This is a genomic window from Pseudomonas sp. LBUM1671, from assembly GCF_059695685.1.
In genome coordinates this window covers 2,638,296-2,651,784 of the sequence record NZ_CP166782.1, presented here as the reverse complement: position 1 = coordinate 2,651,784, position 13,489 = coordinate 2,638,296, and the positions used below count along the sequence as shown (strand labels likewise).

Sequence of the window (13,489 nt, the reverse complement as noted above, 5' to 3'; positions counted from 1 at the left end):
CCTCGCGGTGCTCGACAGCTGCTACAGAGGGTTTCGTTTAGTTGTTGAGGGTCAGGCCATTGGCGGGCAATGGCAGCGCGGTTTTGTAGCGCACTTGCTTGAGCGCAAAGCTCGAGCGGATGTTGGCCACACCAGGGACTTTGGTCAGAAAGTCCATCATGAAGCGCTCCAGCGACTGAATGGTCGGCACCAGCACCCGGATCAAATAGTCCGGGTCCCCCGCCATCAAGTAGCACTCCATCACTTCCGGGCGATCCGAGATCGCTTCCTCAAAATGCTGCAACGCCTCCTCCACCTGTTTCTCCAGGCTGACATGAATGAACACGTTCACGTGCAGCCCCAGCAGGTCGGCATCCAGCAGCGTCACTTGCTCGCGAATCAGCCCTAATTCCTCCATCGCCTTGACCCGATTGAAGCACGGCGTCGGCGACAGGTTGACCGAGCGTGCGAGGTCGGCGTTGGTGATACGGGCGTTCTCCTGAAGGCTGTTCAAAATGCCGATATCGGTACGGTCCAGTTTGCGCATGAGACAAAACCACCTACTTTTTATGTTTATGCAGATTTTTTATCCTCAAATGATCGCCAACGCAACGAAACAGAGATAAATATTCTTCTGCGCCGGGCCTATGATTGTTGTAGGACAAGAATTCTTTTATCGAAGAATGACGGTCAGCTCACTACAAGAAATTCACAAGATCGAGCGTAGAAGCCATGAACCAAGCGTACGAACCGCTGCAACTGCACGTTCCCGAACCATCGGGCCGTCCTGGCTGCAAAACCGACTTCTCCTACCTGCGTCTGACCGACGCCGGTACGGTGCGCAAACCCCCAATTGACGTTGAACCGGCCGACACCGCCGACCTGGCCAAGGGCCTGATCCGCGTGCTCGACGACCAGGGCAATGCCCTCGGGCCATGGGCTGAAGGCGTTCCCTCCGAGATCCTGCGTAAAGGCATGCGCGCCATGCTCAAGACGCGGATCTATGACAACCGCATGGTGGTCGCCCAGCGTCAGAAGAAAATGTCGTTCTACATGCAGAGCCTTGGCGAAGAAGCCATCGGCAGCGGCCAGGCCCTGGCGCTGAATGTCGATGACATGTGCTTCCCGACCTACCGCCAGCAAAGCATTCTGATGGCGCGAGACGTGCCGCTGGTGGACCTGATCTGCCAACTGCTGTCCAACGAGCGCGATCCGCTCAAGGGCCGTCAGCTGCCGATCATGTATTCGGTCAAGGACTACGGCTTCTTCACCATTTCCGGCAACCTCGCCACCCAATTCGTACAGGGTGTGGGCTGGGGCATGGCCTCGGCGATCAAGGGCGACACCAAAATCGCCTCGGCCTGGATCGGTGACGGCGCCACCGCGGAATCCGACTTCCACACCGCCCTCACCTTCGCCCACGTTTACCGTGCGCCAGTGATCCTCAACGTGGTCAACAACCAGTGGGCGATCTCGACGTTCCAGGCGATTGCCGGTGGTGAAGCCACCACCTTCGCCGGACGCGGCGTCGGTTGCGGCATCGCCTCCCTGCGGGTCGATGGCAACGATTTTGTCGCGGTCTACGCCGCCTCTGCCTGGGCCGCCGAACGCGCGCGCCGCAACCTCGGCCCGACCATGATCGAATGGGTCACCTACCGCGCCGGTCCGCACTCGACCTCCGATGATCCGTCCAAATACCGTCCTGCCGACGACTGGAGCTACTTCCCGTTGGGCGACCCGATTGCGCGCCTCAAGCAGCACCTGATCAAAATCGGTCAGTGGTCCGAAGAGGAACACGTCGCCGTCAGCGCCGAACTGGAAGCCGAAGTGATTGCCGCGCAGAAAGAAGCCGAGCAGTACGGCACTCTCGCCGGTGGCCAGATTCCGAGCGCCGCGACCATGTTCGAAGACGTCTATAAAGAGATGCCGGAGCACTTGAAGCGCCAGCGTCAAGAGTTGGGGATCTGACATGAACGATCACAACAACAATATCGAGTTGGAAACCGCCATGACCACGACCACCATGACCATGATCCAGGCCCTGCGCTCGGCCATGGATGTGATGCTTGAGCGTGACGACAACGTCGTGGTGTTCGGCCAGGACGTGGGCTACTTCGGCGGCGTATTCCGCTGCACCGAAGGCCTGCAGAACAAGTACGGCACTTCCCGGGTGTTCGATGCGCCGATCTCCGAAAGCGGCATCGTCGGCGTCGCCGTGGGCATGGGCGCCTACGGCCTGCGTCCGGTGGCCGAAATCCAGTTTGCCGATTACGTTTACCCGGCGTCGGACCAGATCATTTCCGAAGCCGCGCGCCTGCGTTATCGCTCGGCCGGCGAGTTCACCGCCCCGATGACCCTGCGCATGCCTTGCGGCGGCGGCATCTACGGCGGACAGACTCACAGCCAAAGTATCGAAGCCATGTTCACCCAGGTCTGCGGTTTGCGCACGGTCATGCCATCCAACCCGTACGACGCCAAAGGCCTGCTGATCGCCTCCATCGAAAACGATGACCCGGTGATCTTCCTTGAGCCAAAACGCCTGTACAACGGCCCGTTCGACGGCCACCACGACCGCCCGGTAACCCCGTGGTCGAAACACCCGGCCGCGCAAGTGCCCGACGGTTACTACACCGTGCCGCTGGACGTTGCCGCCATCGCCCGTCCCGGCAAGGAAGTAACCATCCTGACCTACGGCACCACCGTTTATGTGTCGCAAGTCGCGGCTGAAGAAACCGGCATCGACGCTGAAGTCATCGACCTGCGTAGCCTGTGGCCGCTGGACCTGGACACCATCGTCAAGTCAGTGAAGAAAACCGGCCGTTGCGTGATCGTTCACGAAGCGACCCGCACCTGCGGTTTCGGCGCCGAACTGGTCGCCCTGGTGCAAGAGCATTGCTTCCACCACCTGGAAGCGCCGATCGAACGCGTCACCGGTTGGGACACTCCCTACCCGCACGCGCAAGAGTGGGCGTATTTCCCTGGTCCGTCCCGAGTGGGCGCGGCTTTGAAACGGGTTATGGAGGTCTGAATGGGCACGCACGTTATTAAAATGCCGGACATTGGTGAAGGCATTGCAGAAGTTGAACTGTCGGTGTGGCACGTCAAAGTCGGCGACATGGTCGTCGAAGATCAGGTGCTGGCCGATGTCATGACCGACAAGGCGATGGTCGACATCCCTTCGCCGGTGCACGGCAAGGTGATTGCGCTGGGCGGACAGCCGGGCGAAGTCATGGCGGTTGGCAGCATTCTGATCAGCATTGAAGTCGAAGGCGCGGGCAACGTTAAAGAGTCGGCCCAGCCTGCTCCTGTTAAAGAAGCCCCGGTTGCAGCGCCTAAAGCTGAAGCCGTGGTGGCAAGCAAACCGGTTGCGGCCGCAGCGCCACGAGCCGCCGTTTGCCAAGGCCCAATGGTGGCTCGCGAAGCCGACGAACGCCCGCTGGCCTCCCCGGCCGTGCGCAAACATGCGCTGGACCTCGGCATCCAGTTGCGCCTGGTCCGTGGCACCGGCCCTGCCGGTCGTGTGTTGCACGAAGACCTCGACGCCTATCTGGCCCAGGGTCAGCAGCCGCAATCGACCGCAGCCGCCGCTTACGCCCAGCGTAACGACGAAGAACAAATCCAGGTCATCGGCATGCGCCGCAAGATCGCCCAGCGCATGCAGGACGCGACGCAACGCGCCGCTCACTTCAGTTATGTCGAAGAAATCGACGTCACCGCGGTGGAAGAACTGCGCGCGCACCTCAACGAAAAACACGGCGCTTCCCGTGGCAAGCTGACGTTGCTGCCGTTCCTGGTCCGCGCCCTGGTCGTCGCCCTGCGCGACTTCCCGCAGATCAACGCCCGTTACGACGACGAAGCCCAGGTCATCACTCGCCTCGGCGCCGTCCACGTGGGCATCGCCACGCAAGCCGACATTGGCTTGATGGTGCCAGTGGTGCGTCACGCTGAAGCCCGCAACTTGTGGGACAACGCCGCCGAAATCTCCCGCTTGGCCACCGCCGCGCGTAATGGCAAGGCCAGCCGCGACGAGCTCTCCGGCTCGAGCATTACCCTGACCAGCCTCGGCGCGTTGGGCGGCATTGTCAGCACCCCGGTGCTGAACCTGCCGGAAGTGGCGATCGTCGGCGTCAACAAAATCGTTGAACGCCCGATGGTGGTCAAAGGCCAGATCGTGATTCGCAAGATGATGAACCTCTCCAGCTCCTTCGATCACCGCGTGGTCGATGGCATGGACGCGGCGCAATTCATCCAGGCCGTTCGCGGCTTGCTCGAACAACCCGCCACCCTGTTTGTGGAGTAAGAGATGCAAACTTTGAACACCACGCTGCTGATCATCGGCGGCGGCCCTGGCGGTTATGTGACGGCGATCCGTGCCGGCCAGCTGGGCATCTCGACCATTCTGGTGGAAGGCGAATCTCTGGGCGGTACGTGCCTGAACATCGGCTGCATTCCGTCGAAGGCGCTGATTCACGTCGCTGAACAGTTCCACCAGACGCAGCATCACAGCCAGCATTCGGCCCTGGGCATCAGCGTGTCGGCGCCGACCCTCGACATCAGTAAAAGCGTCGAGTGGAAAGACGGCATCGTTGATCGCCTGACCACTGGCGTCGCAGCGCTGCTGAAAAAGAACAAGGTCCAGGTCATTCAAGGCTGGGCGAACGTGATCGACGGCAAAACCGTTGATGTGGGCGATACGCGTATCGAGTGCGAGCACCTGGTGCTGGCCACCGGCTCGAAAAGCGTGAACCTGCCGATGCTGCCAATTGGCGGGCCGATTATCTCCTCCACCGAAGCCCTGGCGCCGACGTCCGTGCCGAAACGGCTGGTCGTGGTCGGTGGCGGTTACATCGGCCTGGAGCTGGGGATTGCCTATCGCAAGCTCGGCGCTGACGTGAGCGTGGTCGAGGCGCAAGAGCGCATTCTGCCGGCCTACGATGCCGAACTGACCCAGCCGGTACACGACGAACTGAAAAAACTCGGTGTTAAGCTTTACTTGAAGCACAGCGTCCAAGGCTTTGATTCTGCCAGTAATACACTGCAAGTACTTGAGCCGGGTGGCGACACCCTGAACCTGGAAACGGATCAGGTACTGGTGGCCGTCGGTCGCAAGCCGAACACGCAGGGCTGGAACCTTGAAGCGCTGAACCTGGACATGAACGGCTCGGCGATCAAGATCGACAACCGCTGCCAGACCAGCATGCGCAACGTATACGCCATCGGCGACTTGAGCGGCGAACCGATGCTCGCGCACCGGGCCATGGCTCAGGGCGAGATGGTTGCCGAGCTGATCAGCGGCAAGTCCCGCGAGTTCAACCCGACCGCCATCGCGGCCGTGTGCTTCACCGACCCGGAACTGGTGGTCGTCGGCAAGACCCCGGACGACGTCAAGGCGGCGGGCCTGGACTGCATCGTTTCCTGCTTCCCGTTTGCGGCCAATGGCCGGGCGATGACGCTGGAGTCGAAAAGCGGCTTCGTGCGCGTCGTGGCACGGCGTGACAATCATGTGATTGTCGGCTGGCAGGCGGTAGGTGTGGGCGTGTCGGAGTTGTCGACCGCGTTCGGCCAGAGCCTGGAAATGGGCGCGCGGCTGGAAGACATTGCCGGCACGATCCACGCGCATCCGACGCTGGGCGAAGCAGTACAGGAAGCGGCGTTGCGTGCTTTGGGGCATGCGCTGCACCTCTAAAACCAGACGCAAAACCCTGTAGCAGCTGACGAGCAACGCGAGGCAGCGTTCGGCGACGAAGTCGTCGCAAGACCTGCCACCGCATGCTTTCAGGCATACCGAGTCAGCCGGAATACGACGGCTTCGCCGCCGAACGCTGCCTCGCGTTGCTCGACAGCTGCTACATCGGGGTGCATCGATGGTCGCAGAGATTGAATTCCGGCTGCGAAACCGGCCCGGAATGAAGTATTGTTGTCCCCATCCAGAAAAACGTCAGAAGCCTTGAACCGTTTCGGCGGTTGTTAAGTGATAGAGGGTGTCATGGGTAACGAAAGCATCAATTGGGACAAGTTGGGTTTTGACTACATCAAGACAGACAAGCGCTATCTGTCGCACTGGCGTAATGGCGAGTGGGACACAGGCACCCTGACCGAAGACAACGTGCTGCACATCAGCGAAGGCTCCACTGCCCTTCACTATGGCCAGCAATGCTTCGAGGGCCTGAAGGCCTATCGTTGCAAGGACGGTTCGATCAACCTGTTCCGCCCGGATCAGAACGCCGCCCGCATGCAACGCAGCTGCGCCCGCCTGCTGATGCCACAGGTGTCCACCGAGCAGTTCGTCGAAGCGTGCAAGGAAGTGGTCCGTGCCAACGAGCGTTTTATCCCGCCTTACGGCACCGGCGGCGCGCTGTACCTGCGTCCGTTCGTGATCGGCGTGGGTGACAACATCGGCGTGCGCACCGCCCCCGAGTTCATCTTCTCGATCTTCGCCATTCCGGTCGGCGCTTACTTCAAGGGCGGCCTGACCCCGCACAACTTCCTGATCTCCAGCTACGACCGCGCGGCCCCACAAGGCACCGGCGCAGCCAAGGTCGGTGGCAACTACGCGGCCAGCCTGATGCCAGGTTCCCAGGCCAAGAAAGCCCACTTCGCCGACTGCATTTACCTGGACCCGATGACCCACACCAAAATCGAAGAAGTCGGCTCGGCCAACTTCTTCGGCATCACCCACGACAACAAGTTCGTCACACCGAACTCGCCGTCGGTACTGCCGGGTATCACCCGTCTGTCGTTGATCGAACTCGCCAAATCGCGTCTGGGCCTGGAAGTGGTTGAAGGTGACGTGTTCATCGACAAGCTGTCCGACTTCAAGGAAGCCGGCGCTTGCGGTACTGCTGCCGTGATCACCCCGATCGGCGGCATCAGCTACAACGACCACCTGCACGTGTTCCACAGCGAAACCGAAGTCGGCCCGGTCACCCAGAAGCTCTACAAAGAGCTGACCGGTGTACAGACGGGTGACGTCGAAGCGCCAGCGGGCTGGATCGTCAAGGTTTGATCTGACCCCAGCGGCATCGAAGCCCTCCATCGTATTGGCGATGGGGGGCTTTTTTATGAACGACGTTCGGCTTCTCCCCGCGCAATACGTTTGCCCCCCCTGCCCTTGATTCCGCTCGCCTGACCATCCTGTTGCTTACCCGTGCGGGCCTGGGTGATCAGCCCCGGAATCAACGCGCCTTCCGGCAGGTTTTTCCAGAACCGGGCCGGCAAGTGACCTTGCATGACCTTCGGGTTCAGGCGCGCCGGATTGAAGATGTGGCTGTAGTAGGTCAACCACATGTCGCTGTGCGGGTCATCGACGTTTTGTGCCAGCCGCTGCCATTCAACCGGGCATTGGCGTTGATGGATCAACTGCTCGCCGTCGTAGTAAACCCCGTCCCTGGGCGTGGCGATCAACCAGCGATGCCGGCCCATGCGCCCGATAAAATGCTCACTGGCACTGTGCAGGATGTCGTGGGCCGGTTCATGCCAGGCAACGTATTGCGGACCTTCACCTTCAGGCATCGCCACAAAACGTACAAATGCATGTAAGTGATGAGCTTCACGCTGTACCTGTTTGATTCTTCTATGAAATTCACTTCCTAGTTTGTCCCCGGCGAGCATCGCGGTACGGTCACCATGACTGACCCGCCACAGCACTTCATACAGCAGACTCCAGCGTTGATCACCCCGATATCGGGCCGCGCGTTCAAGGGTGTCCAGAAGCGTTCGCGGTATTCGTGCGTGAAACGGGCCTTGGGTTTGGGGTGGCGCATCGTCGCTGGCAAACAGATCGGACACACCTTCACTGGCCCAACTCACCCGGCTCGGGTCCACCTCATGGCTCAGCAGCCAGCGTGCCTGCTGACGCCAGGTGTCGAACAAGTCATCGCAATCCAGACTGATCATCCCCATAACCCCATTTGTTGCGGCTGCGGCCGGTCGCGCAATTGCTGATACAGCAAGTGGCTGGTGACCTCCGCCTGCTGCGGGTGGTAATCGCTGGTGATGAAGAACGGCTTGGCCTTGGCCAGCACGCAGCGCATTCGGGCCAGGTCCTCGTAGCGAATGCGGCGCTGACGGCGCAACTCCACCAGCCGCTCGGTGGTGCGCAGGCCAATACCGGGAATGCGCGCGATCAACGAGGCCTCGGCGCGATTGAGGTCCAGCGGGAAGACCTCGCGGTTCTCCAGCGCCCACGCCAGTTTCGGGTCGATGTCGAGCGCCAGGTGCCCGGGCCCCTTGAACAGCTCGCCAGCGGTGAAGCCGTAGCTGCGCAACAGGAAATCCGCCTGATACAAGCGGTGTTCGCGCATCAGCGGCGGCGCTGCCAGCGGCACGCTTTTCGGGCTGTTGGGGATCGGGCTGAACGCCGAGTAATAGACCCGCCGCAAACTGAAGTTGCCGTACAGCGCCTGGGCACTGTGGAGAATGGTGCTGTCATCGGTGTCATCGGCGCCGACGATCATCTGCGTGCTCTGCCCGGCCGGGGCGAATTTCGGCGCGCGGGGTTCGTTGAGCACGGTTTGCACGCCGGTGTAGATGGTTTTCATCGCTTGCTTGATCGAGCCCAACTGTTTCTCCGGCGCCAGGGTTTGCAGGCTGGCGTCGGTGGGCAGTTCAATGTTCACGCTCAAGCGATCGGCGTAGCGCCCCGCTTCCTCGATCAGCGCCGGATCGGCTTCGGGAATGGTCTTGAGGTGGATGTAACCCCGGAACTCGTGGTCTTCGCGCAGCAATTTGGCCACGCGGATCAGTTGCTCCATGGTGTAGTCCGCCGAGCGAATGATCCCGGAGCTGAGAAACAGTCCGCTGACACAATTGCGCCGGTAGAAATCCATGGTCAGCGTCACCACTTCTTCCGGCGTGAAGCGTGCGCGTGGCACGTCGCTGGAACGTCGATTGACGCAATATTGGCAGTCGTAGAGACAGAAGTTGGTCAGCAGAACCTTCAGCAACGACACGCAACGCCCATCCGGCGTGTAGCTGTGGCAGATGCCCATGCCGTCGGTCGACCCCAGGCCGCTCTTGCCCTCGGAGCTACGCTTCGGCGCGCCGCTGCTGGCACACGACGCGTCGTACTTGGCGGCGTCGGCGAGAATGCTGAGCTTGTCGATGAGTTCCATGGAGCACGCCTTTTACTGTGTGGATATACAGTATAGGGTCGATCTCCAAGGCACAAGTCATCAGCGAACCCTTGGTCGGGTCAGATCACATCCTGAGTCAGTAGCGGTTGGCGTTGCTCGCGGACGGGTTGCAGGGTTGGCTGCGCCAGCGTCAGGTCGAAGCGTGCGCCAAGCTCCTTGCGTCCCAGTGTCGTCAACGCCAGAGCACGGCTGTCCAGATCCTGGGTCACCCATTTGCGCTTGATCGCCGCTTGCAGCAATGCCGCCCCCAGCGAACCGCCCAGATGCGGCCGACGCATGCTCCAGTCCAGGCACGGACAAGCAAAGCGGCGGCGCAAGGTGTTCAAGTCGTTGACCTCGATGCCCAGCCCTTGCATCAGCGCCTCGCCACTTTCACTCAGGCGATAAACCTGCTCGTCGGTTTCCAGCAACCAGCCTTTTTCCAGCATCCGGTCATGTAGCAGGACCGCCAGCGTCCCGGCCATGTGGTCGTAGCAAGTGCGGGCGAATTGCAGGCGGTCCGGCGTGCGCGAATTGAAGGGCGGCGCGGTGTTCTGGCCGATCACCATCAGCGCTTCCAGCGCCTGGGCCACGCGTTTGTCCGCGAGGCTGTAATAGCGATGGCGGCCTTGCACGTGCAAACGCAGCAGCGCCAGCTCCTTGAGCTTGGCCAGGTGCGCGCTGGCGGTGGAGGCGCTGACTTCGGCAATCGCCGCCAGCTCGGTGCTGGTGCGGGCGTGGCCGTCCATCAGCGAACAGAGGATTTTCGTCCGGGCCGGTTCCGCGATGGCCGCGGCCACTTGAGAGACGCCGATGTCGTGTTGTTCAACGTTCATATTTCGCTCCCGGACGAATCAAGGCCGTTTCGAACTGGAGATAGTAGCAACACTTCTCCCACCACGAACAAGGCTGCGACCCATGGACCCGATCATCGCTGCGACTCATACCGATCCCTATCCCTATTACGCCCGGCTGCGCGCCGAGGGTGGGCTGGTGTTTCACCAAGGACTGAAATTGTGGGTGGCGAGCAGCGCCCAGGCCGTTGCGGCTGTGCTGGCGCACCGGGATTGCCATGTCCGACCGGCCGCTGAGCCGGTACCCAAAGGGATTGCCGACGGCATGGCCGGCAAGGTATTCGGGCAATTGATGCGGATGAATGAGGGCGAGCGCCAGCGTTGCCCGAGGTCGGCGATTGAGCCGGGTTTGGCGCTGATTGATGTGGACGAGGTCAATGCGTTGGTGAGCGCGAGGCTGATCACGCCGGATGCCGATGGACTGTACAACGCGATGTTTCGCGGCCCGGTTTGCGTGGTGGCGGCGCTGTTGGGGTTCTCGCCGGCTCAGGGCCGGGCGATCAGTGAGCTGACGGCGGATTTCGTGGCGTGTCTGTCGCCGCTGAGTGATCAGGCGTTACTGAAGGTTTCCCATGCCGCGGCGGAACGGTTGCAGGGTTATTTCGTTGAACTGCTGGATGATCCGGATAACAGAAGCGCACTGCTCGCCGGGATTCGCCAGCGTTTCGCGGCCGACTGCGACACGCTGATCGCCAATTTGATTGGCCTGTTTTCCCAGACATATGAAGCCACCGCCGGACTGATCGGAAACGCAATCGTGGCGTTGATTCGAAATCCGTCATTTCTGCGTGACTCGACGCCAGTTGAAGACTTGATCGCCGAAGTTCAGCGCTTCGACCCTTCCGTACAAAACACCCGCCGGTTTGTCGTGGCACCGTGCGAGATCGAAGGAGTCCACCTCAATGCAGGCGATGTGATTCTGATGCTGCTGGCTTCGGCTAATCGCGACCCGCTGCTCAATGAAGATCCCGACGCCTTTATTCTGGATCGCCCACGTCGGCGCAGCTTTACTTTTGGCGAAGGCCGCCATCAATGTCCGGGGCAATTATTGGCACTGCAGATTGCCAGAGCGACGCTGACGCAGATTCTGGCCCATCAACCCGATTGGGATTGCCTGAGCTGGCATTACCGCCCTTCCCTCAACAGCCGCCTGCCGCATTTCAATGATCGCTCCACTGGCGTCATCAGGCGTTGCGAAACTCCACGGTGAGGTGAGACAACTCATGAACCGGTGCCAGACGTTCGCGAATAGTGTCGGCACTGACCTGGCCGGTGGCTACGACACTGACTATCGCTGCCCGCGCATCAGGCCCCACCTGCCAGACGTGAAGGTCGCTGATGCGCACGTCACCCGCCGATTCCAGCAACTCCCGAATTTCAGCAGCGACAGGCTCGTCGGTGGTGTCGAGCAATACCGCCGCACTGTCGCGCATCAGGCCATAGGCCCATTTGGCAATGATAATGGCGCCGACGATGCCCATCACCGGATCCAGCCAGACCCAGCCGAGGTAACGGCCCGCCAGCAAGGCCGCAATCGCAAGCACCGAGGTCAAGGCATCGGCAAGCACATGAACGTAAGCCGACCGCAGGTTGTTGTCGTGAGGGTGCTCGTGGTGATGGCTTTGGCCATGATCATGGCCGTGATGCCCATGATTGCCCGCCAGTAAAAAGGCACTGGCGATGTTCACTGCCAGCCCGATCACAGCAATCACTGTCGCCTCCGTAAAGGCCACGGTGGTCGGCTGGAACAATCGCAGGATGGACTCCACGGCAATGCCGAGCGACACCAGCCCCAGCACCATGGCCGAGGCAAAACCGGCCAGATCTCCCACCTTGCCGGTGCCAAAACTGTAGCGGGCGTTGTTGGCGTGACGTCGGGCATAACCATAGGCCGCCGCCGCGATGCCCAAGGCACCGACATGGGTCGCCATGTGAAAGCCATCGGCGAGCAGCGCCATCGAACCGGTGATGTAACCGGCGACAATCTCGCCGATCATCATGAAAAACGTCAACGCCACCACCCACAAGGTGCGGCGGGCGTTTTCATCATGGGAAGCACCCAAGAACACATGGTCGTGGGAAAAGCGCGAAGCCTGCGGCGTGAGTGTCATGGGTTTTGGCCTTATTTCGAGTAACGACGGATGGCTTGCAGCAACTCTTCCAGACCTTCGGCGCGCGCTTCGTCGCTCAAGCCTGGACGGGCCACATGTTCCCGGGCGTGGGCGTCGATGAACTGATCCATCAAACCATTGACCGCACCCCGGATGGCGGCGACCAGGTGCAGGGTCTTGGCGCAGTCAGCGTCGGACTCCAGCGCGCGCTCCACAGCCTGGACCTGACCTGAAATGCGCCGTACCCGGTTGAGCAAATCGTCTTTGTGTTCGTGAATATGCGACATACCAATACCCCCTCCCCCTATATGACAAACATAGTCATCGATGCGGGCAGGCCTGGCAATAAGGCAATCACGTAGAGAAGTGAAACCATCGGGGGGCAGCGTAGCCTGGTCCAATTGAGCCGCAGCGCACGTAGCGTGTACGGCCAGGATTGGGTGGTCGACAGCGGTTACGCCCTGCGCTAGCCCTGCATCTTTCTGCGCTTCAGGACGCCAGTCGACCCGCGACAAAGTCGACGAAGGCTTGCAACTTGGGCAGCGATTTCCTGGAGCGCGGATACACCATCTGCACCGGTTTGGGCGGCGGAACGTAGGCGTCCATGATCCGCACCAAGTCACCGCTGGCCAACGCCGCCGACACCAGAAAATCGGGCTGCATCAAGATCCCCTCGCCGGCCACGGCCGCCTGCAACAGCACCTGACCGTCATTGCTCTTCAACACCGCGCCTTCAGGCCAGGGCACTTCGCTGGCGCCATTTCGTAGCGGCCAGGCAAAGCGGTTGTTCCAGGATGTGTGGGTGAGAATTCGGTGACGGTGCAGGTCTTCGGGGGACTGCGGTTCCTGCCATTTTTCCAGATACCGGGGCGAGGCGCAGATCACCATTCGATACGGCGGCAATGGTGTGGCCAGCAGGTTGACGCCGATCAGTTCGGAAATCCTGAACGCCAGATCGAATGACGTTTCGTACAAGTCCACCACTTCATTACTGAGAATCAACTCAACCTGAATCTGCGGATAACGCTGCATGAACTCGGCCACCAGAGGCCCGACCAGGGAGACGCCGAGACTCATCGGCGCGGTGATCCGCAGCAGGCCACTAGGCTCTGGATTTGATGCCTCCACTCGACTGAACGCGTACCTCACTTGCTCCAGCGCCAATTTGGCTTCTTCGTAAAACAAGCGCCCCTCGCCGGTGATGGATTGCCGCCGGGTGGTGCGTTTAATCAGCTGGGTATTGAGGGCTTTCTCCAGGCCCTGGATATGCCGCCCGACCATCACCGCCGACATGCCGACTTCACTGGCCGCATCAGCGAAGCTGCCCGCCTCGACGACCGCGACAAAGACTTCCATTTGCCTGAGTTTGCTCATGACCCTGCCTTGCATTCAATACATCAGGTTAAAGGAGTAATAACCGGTGATGCGTTTA

Annotated in this window: 14 protein-coding genes; 7 read left to right on the top strand and 7 right to left on the bottom strand. The window is 60.8% G+C overall.

What is annotated here, in order from left to right:
- Nucleotides 1–37: 37 nt before the first annotated feature.
- Nucleotides 38–526, bottom strand: coding sequence for a Bkd operon transcriptional regulator BkdR (bkdR, locus tag ACA060_RS12355; RefSeq protein ID WP_008005367.1), 489 nt, complete (start codon nt 524–526; stop codon nt 38–40).
- 185 nt (nt 527–711) lie between these two features.
- Between bkdR and ACA060_RS12350 the strand changes: the two genes are divergently transcribed.
- The 6 genes from ACA060_RS12350 to ACA060_RS12325 all read left to right on the top strand — a co-directional run bounded on the left by ACA060_RS12350 (nt 712) and on the right by ACA060_RS12325 (nt 6,985).
- The gene (locus tag ACA060_RS12350) at nt 712–1,947 is read left to right on the top strand and encodes a 3-methyl-2-oxobutanoate dehydrogenase (2-methylpropanoyl-transferring) subunit alpha (protein ID WP_109630219.1); all 1,236 of its coding nucleotides are present in this window, start codon (nt 712–714) and stop codon (nt 1,945–1,947) included.
- A gap of 1 nt (nt 1,948) precedes the next feature.
- Complete coding sequence (locus ACA060_RS12345; protein WP_109630216.1) at nt 1,949–3,007, top strand: alpha-ketoacid dehydrogenase subunit beta; 1,059 nt, start codon at nt 1,949–1,951, stop codon at nt 3,005–3,007.
- Nucleotides 3,008–4,279, top strand: coding sequence for a dihydrolipoamide acetyltransferase family protein (locus ACA060_RS12340; protein ID WP_497317537.1), 1,272 nt, complete (start codon nt 3,008–3,010; stop codon nt 4,277–4,279).
- A 3-nt stretch (nt 4,280–4,282) separates the two neighbouring features.
- Nucleotides 4,283–5,665: a dihydrolipoyl dehydrogenase gene (gene lpdA / locus ACA060_RS12335; protein WP_497317535.1), complete on the top strand. Its 1,383-nt coding sequence runs from the start codon at nt 4,283–4,285 to the stop codon at nt 5,663–5,665.
- 83 nt (nt 5,666–5,748) lie between these two features.
- On the top strand, nt 5,749–5,889 hold the full coding sequence (locus ACA060_RS12330; protein WP_497317533.1) for a hypothetical protein: 141 nt from the start codon (nt 5,749–5,751) through the stop codon (nt 5,887–5,889).
- Between the two features lie 76 nt (nt 5,890–5,965).
- Entirely contained in the window at nt 5,966–6,985 is a 1,020-nt protein-coding gene (locus ACA060_RS12325) for a branched-chain amino acid aminotransferase (RefSeq protein ID WP_109630208.1), read from the top strand.
- 53 nt (nt 6,986–7,038) lie between these two features.
- On the opposite strand, the gene ACA060_RS12320 is transcribed toward ACA060_RS12325, so the two are convergent.
- The 3 genes from ACA060_RS12320 to ACA060_RS12310 form a co-directional block, all read right to left on the bottom strand.
- Nucleotides 7,039–7,875 (bottom strand): TIGR03915 family putative DNA repair protein, encoded by an 837-nt coding sequence (locus tag ACA060_RS12320; protein WP_497317531.1) that lies wholly within the window; start codon nt 7,873–7,875, stop codon nt 7,039–7,041.
- On the bottom strand, nt 7,872–9,092 hold the full coding sequence (locus ACA060_RS12315) for a putative DNA modification/repair radical SAM protein (RefSeq protein WP_497317529.1): 1,221 nt from the start codon (nt 9,090–9,092) through the stop codon (nt 7,872–7,874). Before ACA060_RS12315 ends, ACA060_RS12320 begins: the two co-directional genes overlap by 4 nt.
- A gap of 80 nt (nt 9,093–9,172) precedes the next feature.
- Nucleotides 9,173–9,928, bottom strand: a complete 756-nt coding sequence (locus tag ACA060_RS12310; RefSeq protein ID WP_497317527.1) for an ArsR/SmtB family transcription factor — start codon at nt 9,926–9,928, stop codon at nt 9,173–9,175.
- Between the two features lie 82 nt (nt 9,929–10,010).
- On the opposite strand from ACA060_RS12310, the gene ACA060_RS12305 reads away from it, so the two are divergent.
- Entirely contained in the window at nt 10,011–11,156 is a 1,146-nt protein-coding gene (locus ACA060_RS12305; protein ID WP_497317525.1) for a cytochrome P450, read from the top strand.
- Here the strand turns inward: ACA060_RS12305 and dmeF are convergent.
- From dmeF to ACA060_RS12290, 3 genes are all read right to left on the bottom strand, one after another.
- The gene (gene dmeF, locus ACA060_RS12300; RefSeq protein ID WP_497317523.1) at nt 11,131–12,057 is read right to left on the bottom strand and encodes a CDF family Co(II)/Ni(II) efflux transporter DmeF; all 927 of its coding nucleotides are present in this window, start codon (nt 12,055–12,057) and stop codon (nt 11,131–11,133) included. The genes ACA060_RS12305 and dmeF overlap by 26 nt on opposite strands.
- An 11-nt stretch (nt 12,058–12,068) precedes the next feature.
- Nucleotides 12,069–12,344 carry a metal/formaldehyde-sensitive transcriptional repressor gene (locus ACA060_RS12295; RefSeq protein WP_109630190.1) on the bottom strand — a complete coding sequence of 92 codons (276 nt, stop codon included), beginning with the start codon at nt 12,342–12,344 and terminating at the stop codon, nt 12,069–12,071.
- Nucleotides 12,345–12,546: 202 nt separating this feature from the next.
- On the bottom strand, nt 12,547–13,431 hold the full coding sequence (locus ACA060_RS12290) for a LysR family transcriptional regulator (protein ID WP_497317521.1): 885 nt from the start codon (nt 13,429–13,431) through the stop codon (nt 12,547–12,549).
- Nucleotides 13,432–13,489 lie beyond the last annotated feature (58 nt).